The 17,990-nt window shown below is 59.7% G+C and carries 15 protein-coding genes and 2 pseudogenes; 11 read left to right on the plus strand and 6 right to left on the minus strand.

All coding sequences use genetic code 11. The features are described 5' to 3' along the window. Positions 1–34: 34 nt before the first annotated feature. Positions 35–904: a patatin-like phospholipase family protein gene (locus tag I6J28_RS10180; protein ID WP_204609712.1), complete on the minus strand. Its 870-nt coding sequence runs from the start codon at positions 902–904 to the stop codon at positions 35–37. A 25-nt stretch (positions 905–929) separates the two neighbouring features. Here I6J28_RS10180 and I6J28_RS10185 point away from each other — a divergent pair, with 25 nt between their 5' ends. Then, positions 930–1,271 carry a hypothetical protein gene (locus I6J28_RS10185; protein ID WP_239280176.1) on the plus strand — a complete coding sequence of 114 codons (342 nt, stop codon included), beginning with the start codon at positions 930–932 and terminating at the stop codon, positions 1,269–1,271. A 197-nt stretch (positions 1,272–1,468) separates the two neighbouring features. Here I6J28_RS10185 and I6J28_RS10190 read toward each other — a convergent pair. Together I6J28_RS10190 and I6J28_RS10195 are read right to left on the minus strand one after the other, a co-directional pair. Beyond that, positions 1,469–1,946, minus strand: a pseudogene (locus tag I6J28_RS10190) (gluconokinase). A gap of 108 nt (positions 1,947–2,054) precedes the next feature. Beyond that, entirely contained in the window at positions 2,055–2,441 is a 387-nt protein-coding gene (locus I6J28_RS10195; protein ID WP_204609716.1) for a hypothetical protein, read from the minus strand. A 67-nt stretch (positions 2,442–2,508) separates the two neighbouring features. On the opposite strand from I6J28_RS10195, the gene I6J28_RS10200 reads away from it, so the two are divergent. Next, on the plus strand, positions 2,509–2,709 hold the full coding sequence (locus I6J28_RS10200) for a hypothetical protein (protein WP_204611470.1): 201 nt from the start codon (positions 2,509–2,511) through the stop codon (positions 2,707–2,709). Here I6J28_RS10200 and I6J28_RS12025 read toward each other — a convergent pair. Beyond that, positions 2,673–3,611, minus strand: a pseudogene (locus I6J28_RS12025) (IS1634 family transposase); the annotation flags it as partial. The gene I6J28_RS10200 and the pseudogene I6J28_RS12025 sit on opposite strands and share 37 nt — an antisense overlap. Before the next feature lie 140 nt (positions 3,612–3,751). Between I6J28_RS12025 and I6J28_RS10210 the strand changes: the two are divergent. Next, a complete protein-coding gene (locus tag I6J28_RS10210) occupies positions 3,752–4,129 on the plus strand; it encodes a hypothetical protein (protein WP_204609718.1) in 378 nt (125 codons plus the stop codon). A gap of 19 nt (positions 4,130–4,148) precedes the next feature. Beyond that, positions 4,149–4,688, plus strand: coding sequence for a gamma carbonic anhydrase family protein (locus I6J28_RS10215; RefSeq protein WP_204609720.1), 540 nt, complete (start codon positions 4,149–4,151; stop codon positions 4,686–4,688). Here I6J28_RS10215 and I6J28_RS10220 read toward each other — a convergent pair. Further along, positions 4,685–5,338 carry a hypothetical protein gene (locus tag I6J28_RS10220; protein WP_204609722.1) on the minus strand — a complete coding sequence of 218 codons (654 nt, stop codon included), beginning with the start codon at positions 5,336–5,338 and terminating at the stop codon, positions 4,685–4,687. The genes I6J28_RS10215 and I6J28_RS10220 overlap by 4 nt on opposite strands. A gap of 231 nt (positions 5,339–5,569) precedes the next feature. Here I6J28_RS10220 and I6J28_RS10225 point away from each other — a divergent pair, with 231 nt between their 5' ends. The 5 genes from I6J28_RS10225 to I6J28_RS10245 all read left to right on the plus strand — a co-directional run bounded on the left by I6J28_RS10225 (position 5,570) and on the right by I6J28_RS10245 (position 12,207). Continuing rightward, a complete protein-coding gene (locus tag I6J28_RS10225; protein WP_204609724.1) occupies positions 5,570–7,948 on the plus strand; it encodes an MMPL family transporter in 2,379 nt (792 codons plus the stop codon). Continuing rightward, complete coding sequence (locus I6J28_RS10230; RefSeq protein ID WP_204609726.1) at positions 7,941–8,540, plus strand: TetR/AcrR family transcriptional regulator; 600 nt, start codon at positions 7,941–7,943, stop codon at positions 8,538–8,540. The genes I6J28_RS10225 and I6J28_RS10230 overlap by 8 nt, the downstream gene beginning before the upstream one ends. Positions 8,541–8,663: 123 nt before the next feature. Beyond that, the gene (locus tag I6J28_RS10235) at positions 8,664–9,866 is read left to right on the plus strand and encodes an NAD-dependent epimerase/dehydratase family protein (RefSeq protein WP_204609728.1); all 1,203 of its coding nucleotides are present in this window, start codon (positions 8,664–8,666) and stop codon (positions 9,864–9,866) included. Between the two features lie 17 nt (positions 9,867–9,883). Continuing rightward, positions 9,884–11,032, plus strand: a complete 1,149-nt coding sequence (locus I6J28_RS10240) for a glycosyltransferase family 4 protein (RefSeq protein ID WP_204609730.1) — start codon at positions 9,884–9,886, stop codon at positions 11,030–11,032. Then, entirely contained in the window at positions 11,029–12,207 is a 1,179-nt protein-coding gene (locus I6J28_RS10245; RefSeq protein ID WP_204609732.1) for a DUF6882 domain-containing protein, read from the plus strand. The genes I6J28_RS10240 and I6J28_RS10245 overlap by 4 nt, the downstream gene beginning before the upstream one ends. On the opposite strand, the gene I6J28_RS10250 is transcribed toward I6J28_RS10245, so the two are convergent. After that, positions 12,184–13,227 (minus strand): enoyl-CoA hydratase/isomerase family protein, encoded by a 1,044-nt coding sequence (locus I6J28_RS10250; RefSeq protein ID WP_204609733.1) that lies wholly within the window; start codon positions 13,225–13,227, stop codon positions 12,184–12,186. The genes I6J28_RS10245 and I6J28_RS10250 overlap by 24 nt on opposite strands. A gap of 69 nt (positions 13,228–13,296) precedes the next feature. On the opposite strand from I6J28_RS10250, the gene I6J28_RS10255 reads away from it, so the two are divergent. Beyond that, the gene (locus tag I6J28_RS10255; RefSeq protein ID WP_204609735.1) at positions 13,297–14,094 is read left to right on the plus strand and encodes an HAD family hydrolase; all 798 of its coding nucleotides are present in this window, start codon (positions 13,297–13,299) and stop codon (positions 14,092–14,094) included. Between the two features lie 120 nt (positions 14,095–14,214). Further along, positions 14,215–17,958, plus strand: a complete 3,744-nt coding sequence (locus I6J28_RS10260; protein WP_239454595.1) for an acyltransferase family protein — start codon at positions 14,215–14,217, stop codon at positions 17,956–17,958. Positions 17,959–17,990: the final 32 nt, after the last annotated feature.

Here is a 17,990-nt window from a genome sequence, read left to right on the forward strand (position 1 = left end):
GGCGGTACATCTCACAGGAAACGCCCATAGTGAACTAATCGAGGAGGAATTCCTTCCACCGTGGCCACTCCGTATAGGTCTGGGCTTTACCCGCCTGATAGTTTGCCCGCAGCTTGTGTACGTTGCGTTCGGTAGAGGCCACCTGCATATCTTCCGGAAAAAATAATTGCGCTTTGCCTTGGCGCTCCAACTCCAAAAGCCGGTCTTTGGCCGCGTTATAGAGGGCGGGGCGGGCTATGAGGGCGTCGGCAATAGCGGGGTACCTGCGGAAGACGCGGCGGACAAAGGCTGGGCGCGCAACCGCAGGGCGCACGTACCCGCGCGGCTTAGTCCCGATAAACAGGAACTTCTCGTATCCAGCCTCTTCTGCTTGCGCAATGGTAATGCCACCGGAAGAGCCCAAAGCGCCGTCCACGTACGGCGCGCCGTCGATAAATCGCATCGGCATTATCAGCGGCAGCGTGGAGGAAGCGCGCACGCGCACGAAGAGATCTTCCGGGGTGTGGATGTCCTCGCGCGTCCAATAAACAGACTCGCCGGTATCGGCGCGCGCTGCAGCGAGCACCATATCGGCAGGATGCTCGCGGTAAGCCTGCCAATCAAAGGGCAGATCCTTGTCCGCGGCGCGCTCATAGATGTACTCGGCATTGAAATACCCGGTACCCCGCACCAGCGAACCCACTCCGCCGAAGCTGGGGCTTTGAGCAAAGTCCGTAAAAGACTCTTCTGCGCGCCGGGCATCGCGCGACAAGTAATTAACGGTATGCGATGCCCCGGCGGAGACGCCGCCTACCCAGCCAAAGTCCACGCCCTCTTCGATGAGCTTGACCATGCAGGCGGCCGTATAGGAATTGCGCATGCCGCCGCCTTCAATAACGAGTGCGGTGTTGCTGGCGTCAATCATGGTGCCCCATACTACGCTGGGCCCAATGAAGCGTATTTTCCGGCAATTACTCGCGGACGAAGAAGGCACCTTCGATATCGAAACCGGCCAGCAGCCCCGCACCGGGTTTGCCTATAACCCCACCGGGAAAGCGCTGCTGCGGGTGACGGAGCCTACCCCAGCCGCGGTGAGCAAGGCCTTGGCCTTAGCCAAGGAACACGGCGCGCGGTATCTCGGCACATGGCGCCAGCCGGATGGTCCGCTCGTCTTCCTCGCTACGGCCGTAACCCACGATGAGTCCGTGGCCCGCGCACGCGTTGCCGCCACCGGCCAACGTGCCTATTTCGACCTGGAGCGCTGCCGCACCATCACTGTGAGCGCTCACTAGACTGGGCTCCCATGGGATCAAAAGATGCACTTGCCCGGCTAACCGGCACGCAGTCCCCGCGCTTAGCGCGCCCCGATTCCACCTGACTTAGGCCACTTTAGTGCGGAACAATCCCACCCCACCGCCAAATACCACCAGGTAGCAGTGTCGAGAGAAACGTTTCTCACCCACACATGACCTAAGTCGGGAAGCGCCAGCTAACCCCGTAAGTATTCGGCCGCCGCGGCGGCAAGTTCCTCTGGGACCTCGCTGAAATCCAGCACGATGCCCGCTTCCCCCGGCTGCAGTTCCTCGAGTGTCTCGAATTGCGAGTCCAGAAGGACGACCGGCATGAAGTTGCCCAGAGCGCTGACTCATGCGCTCCTTGAGCAGCTCATAAGAGCCGTGCAGGCCTACAAAGATCGTATCGATGATGTCGCGGTGGGAGCGCTTGAGCGCGGAGCAGCCCACAATGGCACCGGCGTCCTGGTCCGCAAGAAAGCGGCCTAAGGACTCGAGCCAGGGCTTGCGGTCGGCGTCGTCAAGGGCCTGCCCCGAGGCCATCTGCTAGATGTTCGCCGCCGGATGCATATCGTCCCCATCCCGAAAAGGCAGGCCGGTGCGCTGCGCCAGCAACTCCCCGACCGTGGACTTACCGCAGCTCGAGACTCCCTTGATCACCACGTGCTTGCGCATCATCCCTCCTTGCAGCATTCCACCAAATCGAACGCGCTGCGCACTGCCTGACGCAGCGCGATTCAACGCAACATGACGCAACCACCGTGCGGCTCGATAAAGCGCGGTTTAACCCAGCGGCGCGTACATGAGGTTCGCGCGCTGCACCTCGCCACGTGTGGTCGGGTCAAAGGTCGCGCACAGGGCGGCCGCCACGTAGCGCACGCCACCCTCCGGAGCAGAGGAGCCGACCCGCTCGGCGCAGTTCTGCAGGGCCGGCAGGCCGATGTCGTCGCCCGGCGAAGTCATGGAGAAGAAGGACGCGGCCATCATGGTGTCACCATCGGCACGCACATACTCGGAAGAGCCCTTGATGGCCTGCCAGGCAATCGCGCCAACGGGGTCGGTACGGAATTGGTCCCGCTCAGTCTGGGTCAACTCGGCGTTGGCGGCGGGTACGGACAGAGAGGCGACGAGGAACGCAGCGCATGCTGCGAGGAAAGAAGACTTTTTCATAGCAATATTGTATCCCCGTGCATTGGAGTTGTCCTGGTATTCCTTCGCTATTGTCCAGAGGACCCGCTTGTTGCGCGAAGGATGGAAGCGCGCAGCTGGCGTATCTCAGTGGCCCCACGCGGCAGCACCCACCCAGCAGGCTAGCACCGGCAGCCACGAGATCCGTTACGGCCTCAGCCAGGCTCGCCGCGCCAACGGAGGCTGGCCGCCAATCATGGGCGCCGTTGTCCCAGCCGAGGCTTGTGTCCAGATCTGGCCGTGGGCGTAGTCTTCACCGGGGTTTTCCCGCCGCCAGGTTTCAATCACCTCAGGCACGGTGGAGGTTTCACCGACAAAATGTAGTGCAGACCTGCATCGATGAGTGCTTGCTTGTTCGCCGCTGAAACCATGCCCGCATCAGCAACGACGGTAACCTCGTCGAGCTGGTAGGCATCTTAGAACCGTGTGATCATCGGTAGCATCGTGTGGGTTTATACCGAGTTGCCAGCAAACGCGCCCACATGCAGTGGAAACCCGGTGGCATCAGTAAGCAGCCCGACAAGGTTTTGTGGCTCCACACGGCGTTCTTTGGAAACTAGGGAGTTGCGAAGCTCATCAGGAGTATCGGCTTCAAAGTACAAGATGGTCACGTCGTACAAGTTAAATGCGCCTGGCCCAATACCTGCATGATGGGCCAACGCTTGGGTTTGTATCTCCCCGAACGATTCGGTGGCGAAGGAGGAAAGACGCCTCTGGATGGTGCGGTAGCTTGCGCTGGTGATGCCAACCTCAGCAAGAGTCTCGATGAAATCCAGCTTTAAGCTGGGATGGATGATCCGGGCACGCACCAGAACACGAAGCACCGGATCATCGCCGCTTGCTGCAGCAAGGCCTAACTCGTTGAAACACGCATCAATACAGTCCAGCAAGTATCCAGCCCGCTGACCGGCTACCGGCAGCGGGTTGGAAACGCTGCCTGTTGCCGGTGGGGTGTGTAACCTCGCCGAAGTCCATTGCGAGTTGGTCACCATCGACGATGCGTTGAGCCTCAGCCCGCAAAAGCGCAAGCTCAGACTCTGAATGCGCTGAGCCGATATGCTTCATTCTTTTCGCACTTTTGCGTTCAGAGAACACCACGTGCACCGCTATCGCTCCTGAGTCGGTCTTGACGGTGCGAATATAAGGACTCACCAAAATCAGACTACTGAACACCCCGGAACTACCCACTTAGTGCGGAAAAATCCCACCCGCAAACAAAACCACCAGGTAACAGTGTCAAGAGTGACGTTACTCACCTGCCCATGACCTAAGTCAGGTTAGACTAAGGGCTTATGGGATTAAAAGACGCCCTCGCCCGACTTACCGGCGCGCAGCCCCCGCGCTTAGCTCACCCCGATTTCACCGCCCCCACCGCACGGGTAGAAAAACTGGAAATCCACACCGCTGGCCCGCTTATCATTGTGGTCACTAATCAGCCCGGCGCGGAAGTGCTCTGCGAGTTAGCCCGCGCCCGTGAATCCGCTACCTTGGTCTCTCCCGCTGCCACGGTTCATTTTGCCGCCACAAACAAGGAAGCCCTTCCCATCAAAGATCCCCGGCGCGGCTGGGTCATTCCGCTTACGCCCGCGCTTGCCGACGCCCTCGTAGACCACCTCCCCTACCCCGGCGACTATGAACTTTCCCCCGCCGTCGCCGTGGTGGTGGAATAGTTTCCTAGAAAGGACTGACATGCTGCTTTTGCCTTGTGCTGGGAAGAAGCCGCGCATCCACCGCAGTGCGTGGATTGCGCCCAATGCCACCATCATTGGTGATGTAGAAATCGGCCCGGATTCCTCCGTCTTTTATGGCGCCGTACTGCGCGGCGACGTGGGCGCAATTCACATTGGCTCTAGGTGCAATATTCAGGACAATTGCGTCTTCCACGTAGAAGAGGACACGCCGTGCGTACTAGAAGATGATGTCACGGTGGGACACATGGCGATGGTTCATGCCGCGCATGTGGAGGCCGGTTCCCTGGTGGGTATGTCCTCTTCGCTGCTCTCGCGCTGCACTATTGGCACCGGCTCGCTCATCGCGGCAGGCGCCGTGGTACTGGAAGGAACCACCATTGCGCCGCGGAGCCTTGCCGCCGGCGTGCCGGCCAAGGTGCGCCGCGAGCTCAGCCAGGAAGAGTCACAGGCCTTCATTGCGCATGCTGCCCGCTACGTGGACTGCGCGCGCAGCCAATCCGATGTGGCTTTGAGTCTGGAGGAGGTCACCTTTGATTAAAGGGAAAGCACGCCCATGAGGATGAGGAAGACCGCCACGAGGTAGCCGCCGAAGAGCGCCACCTGGGTGCTATTGGCGCGCGCCGCGGCAAAAAGACGGCCGGCGGCCGATTCCGGATGGGCGCGCACCACCGCAATAAAAAGGCCACAGATAGTGGGCAGGGACAAAGCCAGGCTGGCGTACCACACCAAGCCGCCGTACTGAGCGGCCGGAGCGATGTCTTCGGTAGCCAGGTGCATGAGCCCGTAATAAAACGGCACCGAGGTCAGCGATTGCACCACGCCCATAATGAAACCGATAATCGCGGTAAGCAGCGATGGAGTACGCAACGGCTCGAGCAGCCGATTTACCAAGGCATTGGGCTGGCCTTGAGAGCGCCACGAGCCAAACCCCACCGCGATGCCGACTGCGACAAGTACCCAGCCGGCAACGGGCGAGCTCAAAATGGCCTCGATCTGGTCTTTTACTCCCAGCAGCACAAACATCACCACGGCCGCCGCGGCGAGGACTCCCATCCAGTCTCCTATCACCACTAAGGAGGCAATGCGCCGGTACTTGCCGCGGGGCAAGATGATGCCAATGGCCACGAGGATTCCGATGAGTAAGGCATTGACGGAATCCAGGAGGGCAAAACTAACGGCGTGGAGCATGCCGGTCAGTCTACCGCCCCATGCCGCCATCGCCGATACGCCTGAGGGCACAAGACCTATATCTCACGAGCAGCTTCCTATGGTCCACCACACAGTTCTTTGCGCACATTCCGCAATTTTGCGTACACTATGCAATGTTTCGCGTGGGGTGCACATTCCTCTTCCCCACGGATTCCTTATACATCTTCGCGCGCGCAGAATTGCGCGCATACTGCACAAGAAAGCATATTTATGTCTAAATTCCTCTACCGGCTAGGTAGCTGGTCCTACCGCAAGGTGTGGCCCTTCCTAGCCTTTTGGCTCATCGTCTTGGTGGCCATGGCGGGACTTACCGCCGGCTTTGCCAAGGCCCCCAACCCTAATTTCTCCATGCCGGAGATGGACTCCACCACCACCCAAGACAAGATGATGGAGCGCTTCGGCCAAGATACCGATGCCATGAGTGCACCCGAAGGCAGCGTGGTCATCCAAGCTCCAGAGGGGAAGAACCTCACCGATAAGCAGGTAGCCGGCGAGGTAGATGATCTCCTTGGCGAGCTCAAGGACACTGGCGCGCTCAAGGGCCAGGACAAGCTGGTCAGCCCGGTGATGGCTGCAGCCGGCATGGAAAAGCAAATGGGCGAAAAGATGAAGGCCCAGCACATGCCAGACGAGCAGATTCAAAAGAACCTGCAGCAGCTCTCCCCCCTGAGCGAGGATAAGTCCACCGGCACCGTCACCATCACCTTTGATGCGGAAACCGTCATGGACATCCCAGAAGAGGACATGACCAAGGTCACGGACGTACTCAATAAGTACGACGAGGGCGACCTCACCGTGAAGTACCAGGGCAATGCCTTTAGCTCCGCTGGCCAAGAGATGGGTGGCAGCGCCGAGATTATCGGCCTCATCGTCGCCGCGATCGTGCTGCTGATTACCTTCGGTTCCTTCGTGGCCGCTGGCATGCCGCTAATCTCCGCCATCATCGGTGTGGGCATTGGCATCCTCGGCGTGCAGGTATCCACGGTCTTTACGGATACCATCTCCGATATGACCCCGACGTTGGCCTCCATGATTGGCCTGGCCGTCGGCATCGATTACGCGCTGTTTATTGTCAACCGCTTCCGCAACGAGCTCATCACCTCCTCTGGCCTCAACGATCTTTCGCCAAAGGAACTGGCCCAAGAGCTCAAGAAGATGGATAAGGCCACCCGTGCCCACGCCATGGGCATGGCGCTGGGCACCGCGGGCGGTTCCGTTGTCTTCGCCGGCACCACCGTGGTCATCGCCTTGGCCGCGCTGACCATTATCGGCATCCCGTTCCTGGGCACCATGGCCATCGCCGCCGCAGCTACGGTCATCATCGCCGTATTGGTTGCCAATACCTTCATCCCCGCCCTGCTGGGACTCTTGGGCACCAAGATCTTCGCCGGCCGCGTACCTGGCCCCAAGGTTCCAGACCCAGAGGACGAAAAGCCCACCATGGGCCTGCGCTGGGTACGCCGCGTGCGTGCCCACCCGTGGCTGCACCTTGTCGCGGCCGTCGTTTTGCTGGGCACCCTGGCCGTACCATTTGCCCAGCTGCGCCTGGCCATGCCTACCGATGGCACCGCAAAGCCCGGCACCCCGCAGCGCGAGGCCTATGAGATCACGGCAGACGCCTTTGGCCCTGGCCGCAATGCCCCGATGATCGCGTTCGTTGATGTGGCCGATGTCCCTGAGCAGGACCGCATGCCGGCCTTCCAGGACCTCCTGCAGGAGATCAATGGCAACGACGGCGTAGAAAACGCCCAGATCGTGCAGACCACGGACAACGGTGATGCTGCGCAGATCATGATCACGCCTACCACCGGTGCAACCGATGAGGAAACCACCGAAACCCTTAACCACCTGCGCGATTACCAGGGTGAGTTTGAAAAGACCGGCGGTTCCTACGGCATTACCGGTATCACCCCGATCTTCGATGACATTTCTGAGCGCCTCAATAACGTGCTCATCCCATACGTAGCCATCGTGCTGGGCCTGGCCTTCATCGTCTTGATGCTGGTCTTCCGCTCCATCTGGGTACCGCTCATCGCCGCAGCCGGCTTCGCTTTGTCGATGGCCGCGACCTTCGGCATCACCGTGGCCATTTGGCAAGAAGGCATGTTCGGCATCGTCGACGACCCACAGCCGCTGCTTTCCTTCCTGCCCATCATGCTCATCGGCCTTACCTTCGGCCTGGCCATGGACTACCAAGTCTTCTTGGTTACCCGCATGCGTGAGGGATTTGTCAATGGCAAGACGGCTGGCAACGCTACCTCGAATGGCTTCAAGCACGGCGCCCGCGTGGTCACGGCCGCAGCCCTCATTATGGTTTCCGTCTTTGCCGCCTTCATCTTGATGGACGAGCCGTTCATTAAGACCATGGGCTTTGCCCTGGCTGCGGGCGTGCTTATTGACGCCTTCGTGGTCCGCATGATGATCATCCCCGCTACCATGTTTGTGCTGGATAAGAAGGCATGGTGGTTCCCGCGCTGGTTGGATAAGATCACGCCAAACATGGATATCGAAGGCGAGGCCTTGCACTCCGACCGCGAGGAACTCCTGCGCACCCAACGAGAGAAGGTAGGCGAAGCACACCGTGACTAGTCTGCGCGAAGAAAAGAAGCGAGCTACGCGTCAGGCCATGGCCGATGCGGCAGCGCGCCTCGTCCTCGACGGCGGCGCCGAAGCCGCCACGATCTCCGGCATCACCGCGGCCGTCGGGGTCTCCTCGCGCACCTTTCACAACTACTTCTCCTCGGTGGCCGATGCCCTGCTGTACTTCACGGCAGACGTGTTGGAATCCTTCGCCGCGGATATCCCCTCCGTGTGCCCTGGTAAAAGCGTTACCGCCGTCTTAGAGGCAGCGCTGCTCGAGTCCTTGGAAGACGAAGAAAAGGAGCTGCGGTCCCTCCATACGCTCTACCGCATTGGTGAGGCCCTGGATAACCTCAGCCACACCTCCGAAGAGAGGAAGCGCTTCGAGCGCGTATCTGACACCATCATTTCCGCCTTCCAGCAGCGCGGAACTGATTACACGGACTATGAGCTAGGCGTCGTCCTCAATGCGTGCGCCGGCGGCAGCGTTGCATTCCGGCAGGAGCTGGACCGGCGCCAAGCGGCGGGAGAAAGTATCAGCCTGGCTGATAAGAAGAAGCTGGTAAAGGACACTTTTTCCGTCCTGCGCACCCTCGACTAGTCGCTAGCGCGCTACACCATAGGTTCATTCACTGTTAACCCTGCATGGCCCAAATATACGGGCTATGCAGGGTAAAATTTTCCCTTAGCCTCAGCACGACAACTAGCTCTGGAGAATGACACAGTGAAGATAGCGATTCTTGGTGGCGATGGCTTTTGTGGATGGCCCGCTTCCCTATTCCTTTCGGATCAAGGCCACGAGGTCGCTATCGTTGATAACCTCTCCCGGCGCGCCATCGATGCGGAACTAGGCGCCGAATCCCTCACGCCCATCGCTTCCATTGAGGAACGCTTGGCGGCGTGGAAAGAGGTCAGTGGGAAAGATATTTCCTTCGCCAACATCGATATCGCCAAGGATTACGCCGGGTTCGTGGAGTTCCTCCGTTCCTTCGCTCCGGATGCCGTCGTGCATTTCGCGGAGCAGCGCGCCGCGCCTTACTCCATGAAAAATCCCACCACCAAGCGCTACACGGTGGATAACAACATCAATGCCACCCATAACCTTTTAGCCGCAGTTGTAGAAACCGGCCTCGATATTCACGTCGTTCACCTCGGAACCATGGGAGTCTACGGTTACGGCACCGCCGGTATGCAGATCCCTGAGGGCTACCTGGATATCAAGGTGGCCGTACCGGAACAGGGTGAGGTGGAAAAATCTATCCTCTACCCTTCCAATCCGGGTTCGATTTACCATATGACGAAGGTCCTGGATCAGCATCTTTTTGCCTACTACGCCAAGAATGATGAGCTGCGCATTACCGACCTGCACCAGGGCATTGTCTGGGGCACCCACACCGCCCAGACCCAGAAGGATGAACGCCTAATTAACCGCTTTGATTATGACGGCGACTACGGAACGGTATTGAACCGCTTCCTCGTGCAGGCCGGCATCGGCTATCCGCTGACGGTACATGGAACCGGTGGCCAAACCCGCGCCTTCATCCACATTCAAGACATGGTGCGCTGCATCGAGCTCGCTCTGGAAAATCCACCATCGCGCGGTGACCGCGTAAAAATCCTTAACCAAATGACGCAAACCCACCGCGTGCGAGACTTAGCAGAACTCATCGCTGACATCTCTGGCGCCGAGGTGGCTTATGTTCCTAATCCGCGCAAAGAGTCGGCTGAGAACGAGTTGCACGTATCCAATGACACCTTCCTGGGGCTCGGCCTTAACCCCACCACGCTTTCTGAAGGCCTACTCCACGAGGTCGAAGAGGTTGCTAAGAAATACGCGGACCGCGTTGACCGCAGCAAGATTCCGGCCCAGTCTTTGTGGACCGCACAGCAGGCAGCGGGCGTTCCACACACCGCGCAGCAGAAATAAGCAGCGACTTTCCTACCATGCGCATTGCTATTGTCACCGAAGTTTTCTTGCCCAAGATTGATGGGGTGGTCACCCGCCTGACAAATACGCTGGACCAGCTCGCGGAGCTCGGCCATGAGGTGCACATTTTTGCCACCGGCACTCCACCAGAAACCTATGCGGGCTTTCCGGTTACCCGCATCCCCAGCCGCTCACTGTGGGTCTATCCGGAAATTCACTTTGGATTACCTAGCCTCCGGTTCTTCCGCGCCATCCGCGACTTTGATCCGGATGTCATTCATGCCGTCAATCCCATTTGGACCGCGGCTCTTGGCGTCTTTGCCGCCGAGCGCGATGCTGTACCGCTAGTTGCTAGCTTCCACACCAATGTGCCGGAATATACCGAGGCCCTGGGCATTGGTTGGCTGCGGCCGATTACGCAGAAGGCCATTACATTCCTCCATAATCGGGCTGCGATCAATCTCTGCACCTCTGGCCCCATGGTGGAAAAGGCACACGACATGGGCATTCATACCGTACGACTGTGGCCTAAGGCCGTTGATACGCAGGCCTATCGTCCCGACAATTATGACCCCCAGATGCGATCGCGGTTGACTGGAGGGCACCCAGAGGCGCCGTTGATTACCTATATCGGCCGAATTTCGCACGAAAAGGACCTGGCGCGGCTCAACGAGGTCATGCGCCAGGTGCGCACGCGTGTGCCGGCCGCGCGCCTCGCCCTTATCGGCGCCGGTCCCGCACTAGAGGAGTTGCGCGCCCAGTTTGATTCCGCCACCACCGTGTTTACCGGCTATCTTTCTGGAGCCGAGCTGCAGGCAGCCTTCGCAGCAGGCGATGTATTCGCCTTCCCCTCCGCCACGGAAACGCTGGGTTTGGTTGCTCTAGAGTCCTTTGCTTCCGGGGTGCCGGTGGTCGGCACCAATGCCGGCGGCATCCCCTTTGTTATCGAGCATGAAAAGACCGGGCTGCTGGTAGATGAGGACGCCACGGATGAGCAGTGGGCTAGCGCTCTGTGCTCATTGTTGGAGGATCCGCAGGCGCGCCAACGCATGGGGCGCGCCGCGCGCGAAGAAGCGGAGCGCTACTCCTGGCGGGAATCGACCAAGGCTTTGGTAGCCGCCTATGAGTACGCCTGCCGGCACCCGTATCATCATGAGCAACCATGAATGCTTACCACTCCATTGAACGCACCGCGGCCGATGCCCGCTTTATCCGTGCCGGAATTAACGCTGCCTTTCGCGAACGCATCGGGAAGGCGACCGACGTGGAATTCAATTTCCTCGGGCCCTCGGCTGGCGATAGCGAAGGAAGCTATGCCACCGACCAGCTCGTGGAGGTACGGGTAAGCTCCGCGCAACACGTGGCGGATTTTCGTGGCGTGCGCCTGGCCGTCATCGCCGCAGGCACCTGGCACTGGACTACCGCTGCGACCGAGCATTGTGCTGACCTTCCGCAGTCAGGTACGGCCAGCACAGACGTCGACCGAATGGTTGCTTATGCCTCCCTTATCGTGGGCAACATGCCGGTGCTGCGCGCCCAGCAGGGCGAGCACGTGGCCATTGTTGCGGTAGATTTCCACCCCTACCTGGACTTTCGCCAGACCTTGCTGCGTGGTCTCCAGCACAGCAGCACGGAAGCGGACGAGAAGGGACCGGCCCTCGCACTTGCCCGCTACCTAGACATGGAGTCCACCGAGGAAGAGCCCTACCTGCATTTTTCTGATGGCACCACGGTGCGTTTTGAACAGCCAAGCCCCGAGGTACACAAGATTTCCGGCATCACCCCGGGCTTGGCGGCCGCTCGCGTCTTGGAGGACGCCTTTTACTTAAGCACCGAAAGCCAGATGTTTTTCCAAGGCAACTTCCCAGATGCCACGGTAGAACTCGATGTGGAAAAAGCCACTGCCACGGTGTCCTACAGCGGCGGGCAGATGACGGCCAATGCGGTGCTTATCGCGACCATTTCGGACGAGGAATTCACGTGGGCCTGGGCGGATCCGCAGCTCAAGGACACCGCGGCGGCGCGGTTGGCAGGAAACCTAGCGCGCTTTGGTATCGACGAGGCCGTGCCTGAATTGGTACGCCCGCACCTTCCGCTTGAGCTGGCGCGCGGGCACCAGCTGCCGCACCTAGCCTTGCCCATTTTGGGGATCTGGACGCTGGCGGGCACTACGCTTGCCGACGCCCGCGTGGGCCTCGTCCTGCTCGACGCCCTACAGCTGCACCTCCCGGAGCCGACGCCAGCCGCCACCGAAGCGACGCTGGCGGTGGCCCCTCCCTCATGGATCAACGCCGATCGCGCCCGCGCCGCCTATGGATCATTTCGCGGGGTGGAGGTGTAGGGCGCTGCGGAGGGCGTCCACGTCGACGTCGGCAAGCGCGGCAGGCTCAAATGCCGCATCGTTGGTTTTATCCACCAAGACCGCTCGCACGCCCTCGGCAAAGTCCCCACGTCGGTACATATAAGCGCCCAGGTTGGTCTCCATATCTAGCGCTTCGCGGATACTGCTGCACTCCTGCTCGGCGCGGAAGAGCTCCATGGCCGCCACGATGGAGGTCGGGCACGCTTGCGCGGTCAGCTTGTCTACCTGTTGTTTAAGCTCTGGGTATTTTTCCAGGGCCGCGGTGATTTCTTGCCAGGTGTCGTGGGAAAAGGCGTCCTCGATGGCGTCGATAAGCTCGGCCAAGGGGGCCTCGCCGCTAGGTGCGGTGGCGTGTTGGGCTAGCGCCGTGTCTAGTCCATGCTCGATCACCGCACTTGCAAAGGCTTCGCCGTCCGCCACATAGTGGGTGGCCAGCCCGCTCCATACAAGGTCTGCGGCATACATGCGGTAGCCGGTGATCCCCCAGAACTTCGCCAACTCGGCCGAGGCCTTCCCGCGCGTTCCCACCGCCCGCTGGGCGGCATAGGCCATGCCTACGTCGGTGACATAGCCAATATTCATCTCTGGCATGGAGGCAAAGGTTTTCTCCGTAACCACGCGGTGGGACCCGTGGGCGGAAATGCCCAGACCGCCGCCCATAGCAATCCCATCGATGAGCGCCACGATGGGCTTGGGATACTCCGCAATATCACCGTTTAACGTGTATTCGGTGGCGAAGAAGGCATCGACCTCATCCGCCTTGCCCTCCTTGACCCCTTCGCGGGCGTAGCGGACATCGCCGCCGGCGCAATATGCCTTGGGACTAGTCGAGGTAAACAGCACCTGTTCCACCTCATCAGTGTCGCGCCACTGCGCCAGCGACTCCGCAATGAGGTCTATCATTTCCGGGGTGAGGGAATTGAGAGCCTTGGGGCGGTTGAGCTCAATGACTCCGGTATGGTTACGGATTGAGGAAATGATAGGTGCAGTATTTGTCATAACCCCTAGTGTGACACAAAACGCATGCACCTATCCACCATCAGCTAATTCACAGTTAGGTTCGGAATTTTGCTCCCACAGCTCATCGCCCTGGATATGGACGGCACCCTACTGGACGGCAACGGCCAGCTTCCACCAGATTTCGCCGCGATCAGCACCCGTGCCCATCAGCTCGGCGTCACCCTAGTACCCGCCTCAGGCCGCCAGCTCGCCACCCTGCAAGAGATGTTTCCGCACGAGGACACCTTCATCGCAGAAAATGGCTCCGTGGTCGTCCATGATAATCGCGTCATCAGCGCCACTACCCTGCCCGGCACAGCCGTGCGCGCCGCCGTGGCCGCGCTCCAGTCTGTCGAAACCCCGCATACCGTAGTGCTGTGCACGCCGGATACCGCCTATGTACACAAAGGCGCCGACGAGCAGTCCCGCGCTGAGATTGCCAAGTACTACAGGTCAGTGGAATGGGTAGATGGCCTCGATGCGCTACTGGATGCGGACATCATCAAAATCGCCGCTTACTGCGCCGACGGCAGCGAAAAGCACCTACACCAGCCCCTCCTTGCGGCCGTACCGGAACACAATATCGCCATCTCTGGCGCCGTATGGCTCGATGTCATGGCCGCTGGCGTCAATAAGGGCGTAGCGCTACAGACCATGGCCGAGCTTCTCTCGGTTCCCATGTCCCGCACCGCCGCTTTTGGTGATTTCCTCAATGACTACGAGCTCCTCCGCGAGGCAGGCACCGCGATCGCAATGGACAATGCACACCCAAAGTTGAAGGAAATCGCCGATCGCATTGCCCCACCCAATACCGAATATGGTGTCATGACAGTTCTGCGTCAGCTTTTTGACAGCGAAGAGTCTTAGACTCGAATTTTCGCCTCCGCCCCGCGCGCCGCACCGTTACTCCCCCGCATGGGGAGAAGTGCTGGTGCGCAGGCTAAAATAGTCCGCTTAGAAAATATACGTAGTGCTTTGGGAGTTTTTGTGAAGCAAATTTTGCGCTCACTGCTGGGGAAGAAGAAACCTGGGCGTTCGAACGAACCACGCACACCGGTCTATCAGCCAGTACAGCCCAAAGCTGGCTCTACCAGTGCGCCCCAAACCCCTACTAAAAAGGATTCTGCGCCCCAGAAATCGGCCAACACCGAATCCACCACGGGTGCACAATCCACCGAGCCGAAGGGCAAGCCCCAGGACCGTCCCGCTAAGGACGGCGAGTCCAAGAACCAGGCTAAGCAGGCACCCGCGCGCAAGCCCACTCCGACGAAGCCTGCACAGGCTTCCAAATCCAAGCCTGCTGCTGCGAAGCCGAAGGATGCAAAGCCTGCCGCCAAGCCCGCAGCTAAAGGCACTACTCGGCCCAGCACCGAAAAATCCCAGGCAAGCAAGACCACTTCCGCAAAACAGCAGCAGGCTAAGTCCACCTCGCCATCTCCTGCAGCCAAGGCGCCAAAGGCCAAGCCTGCAGCCCAAGGTTTTGCCGCCAAGCCATCCGCCGCACAACAAAACAAGGCAGAATCCTCCCCCAAAGCAGCTGTTAAAAAGCAACAAAACTCCCCCGCTCAAGACAAGAAGCCACAGCGCAAAGCGCACGAACCGGTTCAGCGACCACGCCGCGGCGCAAGCTTTAGCACCACCCCGTCTAAGAACTCCCCAAAGACTCCTTCTGCCCGCAGTAATTCCCCGAAGCTGGCCGCGAAGCCTGTCACCCAACCCTCCCAAAAAGGCGCGGTAAAACCCGCACCTCAGGCTCAACCCTCTACCCAGAAGCCGAAGCAGGCACCCAAGCCATCCTCTTCTTCCAGCGCGAAGAAGGCTTCCCCACAACCGGCAAAGCCGCAGAAATCCCAGCCCGCTAATGCCAAGCCGGCCACCGCCCAGCAGCAAGCGCAAAAGCCACGCTCCCCCAAGCGCATGCCGGCAAACTCGGCAAAGCAGCAACCACAGCCGCAACCAACGCCAAAGAAGAATGCGCAGCCGTCGAAGCCCTCGCGACCGTCCAAGGGCCAAGGACCAGCGCGTACTCCCGGCACTGCAAAGCAAAAGGCTACCCCACAGGCCTCAGCCCCTAGCACTCCAGCGCCAAAGAAAGGCACCACTGCCCCCAAGCCGAAGGTAGCTGCGCCAAAGACTGCAGCCGATGCATCCCAGCAGAAAGCTGGGGCGGTGCAGAACAAGACTGCCGACAATGGAGACAAGGTAGTCCAGCCGAAATCGCAGCAAGGCGCACCCTCTAAGGGCAACCTGCCCAGGCAAGAGGCGAAGAAACAACAGCCGCAGCCGAAGGCAAAGGAGGCGACGCCTCAGAACGAGGCCAAAAAAGTAAGCAAGCGACGCCCGCAGGTTAAGCCTTCCGATATCAGTCGCGGATTGGCTCGCAAATCGCAGCAGGTGGGCACTCCTACCCCGGCTCAGCAAAAGCCGTCGCGAGCTGCCCAGAAGCCTAAGGCAAAGCAACAGCCTGCTCCGTCCCAGCCGAAGAAGGCCGAGCCTCAAGCCACTCCGAAGATGAAGCCTGCAAAGGCAGGCAAGTCCGCTGTAGCGGGCGCTGTAGCTGGTGCAGGTGCGGCCGCCGCCGCTGCTGAAAAGAAACGGAAAAAGGCACAACCGTCGAAGGCGCAACAGCCAGCTCCTAAAAAGCCACAAGCAAAGGCGGCACCGCGCCAGCCACAACAAGCTGCGCAGAAGCCAGCCTCACCGAAAGCCTCGAGCACGCAGGTAGATACTAAGTCTAAGTATCCGCTACAAAAGCAGGCCGAGGATCCTGAAGCGCTGGCTACGCCGCCGGAGAGCAAAGTAGTTAAGAAGAAGCGCCACGCCCGTCTGCGCCAAGTCAAGGGACTGGATGGACTGCGCGGCCTCGCAGTTATTGCCGTGGTGCTGTACCACTTCTTCCCTTCTCTGCTTCCCGGTGGTTACTTGGGCGTTGACCTCTTCTTCGTCCTCTCTGGATTCCTCATCACATCGTTGCTGGTGCGCGAATTCCGTACCTCCGGTACCATCAGCTTGAAGGACTTCTGGGTGCGCCGATTCCGACGCATCCTCCCGGCCGCAGTATCCGTCCTGGTCATGTGTACGGCTTTGGTGGCATGGATAGGCGGGGACCTCGCGGTCGGCTTGCGCCAGCAGTTCTTGGGAACTCTATTCTTTGTCAATAACTGGACCCAGATCGCCACCTCCCAGTCCTACTTTGCGGACAATGAGATTCAGGTCTTTGCTCACTATTGGTCGTTGGCCGTAGAGGAGCAGTTCTATGTCATCTGGCCGCTTCTTATCACCGGCGTTTTCCTGATTTCTCGCCGCAAGCCGCGCCGGCTTCCCATCCTCGTAGCCGCAGTCTTAGCTATAGGTTCCGCCGTGGCCATGGCGCTCCTTTACGTGCCGGGCGAAGACCCAACGCGCGTTTATTACGGCACTGATACCCATGCTTTCGGCCTGCTCACTGGCGCCGTGCTGTCTTTGCTGATGACCTCTACCAAGTCCGACCCACAGGCGGATTCGTGGGCAGCGACAGGCAAAGCCGAATCGCGCATCGCCGGAATCATCGGCACTGTGGCGCTCATCGGCTACGGTGCCCAGCTATTCCTCATGCCGGATGATGCAGAGATCACCTACCGGGGTGGACTCTTCCTCACTAGCGTGCTTGGTGTCCTAATGGTGTGGGGCGTGGTTCGCGAATACGGCCCGATGACCCCGCTCTTTCGGACCAAGGTCATGCGCTGGTTTGGCCAGCGTTCCTTCTCGCTATATCTCTGGCACTGGCCGGTCATCATGATGCTCAAGGCGCTTTTCGAGGGCAACCAAAACTCCGATAAATCGTGGATCCTAGGCCTTGTAGCCGTGCCGATTTCGCTGCTTCTGTCCGAGATTTCCTATCAGTTCATTGAGAATCCGTTCCGCCGCGGCGGCTATAAGAAGACATGGAAGACCTACTGGTCCTCCCGCCCAGGATTTAGCGAATTGCGCGATGGCTTTGGCAAGACCATGTGGCCGGTAGTCCCATTCCTAGTCATTGCCTCTGTAGCCGGCGTAGTCTACGGCGTTATTAATTCCAGCGATAAGACCGAGCTGGAGCAGCAACTGGAGCAGCTTCAGCAGCAGAACCAGAGCAGCAACAATGCCCCGGCGCAGCCGAATGATGCTGCGCCACAGCCGCCTGCTGAGGACAACGACGATAAGGCTGCCGCGAAGGATAAGAAGACCCGCCCGATGCCGCAGGGCAAAGACATCACCGCTGTCGGCGACTCGGTGATGCTGGCTTCTAGTGGCGCCCTCAAGCAGCGCTTCCCGCAGATTTACGTCGATGCAGACGTATCCCGCCACTACACCGCGGGTATCCAGATTCTGCAGCAGCTCAAGGATTCCGGCCAGCTGCGCGACACCGTCTTCCTCGGGTTTGGTACTAACGGCCCTGCCTTCCCGGACCAGATCAAGGAAGCGCTAGACATCATCGGCGAAGACCACACTATTGTCATGGCTGTTCCCTATGGTGACCGCGAATGGATGGCCCAATCCCAACAGGATGTCCTCGACGCAGCCAAGGAATACGACAACGTATATGTCGCAGACTGGTGCGGACACGCACAGAGCGACCCCGCAATCCTCTATTCCGATGGTGTTCACCCGATGCCGGAACGCACCGGCGAGTACTCGGATGCCTTCTACGACGCTCTAAAGCAGTACTCGAATGGCGATAAGACCGTGTCCTCTCAGTGCGTGCCGCAGTAAAGCAATGGAAGGCGCGAGGAGGGGCGTCGGAA

The organism is Corynebacterium tuberculostearicum (assembly GCF_016894265.1).
GTDB lineage: Bacteria > Actinomycetota > Actinomycetes > Mycobacteriales > Mycobacteriaceae > Corynebacterium > Corynebacterium tuberculostearicum_D.

Excerpts from the sequence above, each read along its gene's own strand:
- I6J28_RS10245 (WP_204609732.1), top strand. The coding sequence starts at position 11,029 with ATGAATGCTTACCACTCCATTGAACGCACCGCGGCCGATGCCCGCTTT.
- I6J28_RS10210 (WP_204609718.1), top strand. The coding sequence starts at position 3,752 with ATGGGATTAAAAGACGCCCTCGCCCGACTTACCGGCGCGCAGCCCCCG.
- I6J28_RS10180 (WP_204609712.1), bottom strand. The coding sequence starts at position 904 with ATGATTGACGCCAGCAACACCGCACTCGTTATTGAAGGCGGCGGCATG.
- I6J28_RS10185 (WP_239280176.1), top strand. The coding sequence starts at position 930 with ATGAAGCGTATTTTCCGGCAATTACTCGCGGACGAAGAAGGCACCTTC.
- I6J28_RS10250 (WP_204609733.1), bottom strand. The coding sequence starts at position 13,227 with ATGACAAATACTGCACCTATCATTTCCTCAATCCGTAACCATACCGGA.
- I6J28_RS10195 (WP_204609716.1), bottom strand. The coding sequence starts at position 2,441 with ATGAAAAAGTCTTCTTTCCTCGCAGCATGCGCTGCGTTCCTCGTCGCC.
- I6J28_RS10215 (WP_204609720.1), top strand. The coding sequence starts at position 4,149 with ATGCTGCTTTTGCCTTGTGCTGGGAAGAAGCCGCGCATCCACCGCAGT.
- I6J28_RS10240 (WP_204609730.1), top strand. The coding sequence starts at position 9,884 with ATGCGCATTGCTATTGTCACCGAAGTTTTCTTGCCCAAGATTGATGGG.
- I6J28_RS10225 (WP_204609724.1), top strand. The coding sequence starts at position 5,570 with ATGTCTAAATTCCTCTACCGGCTAGGTAGCTGGTCCTACCGCAAGGTG.
- I6J28_RS10220 (WP_204609722.1), bottom strand. The coding sequence starts at position 5,338 with ATGCTCCACGCCGTTAGTTTTGCCCTCCTGGATTCCGTCAATGCCTTA.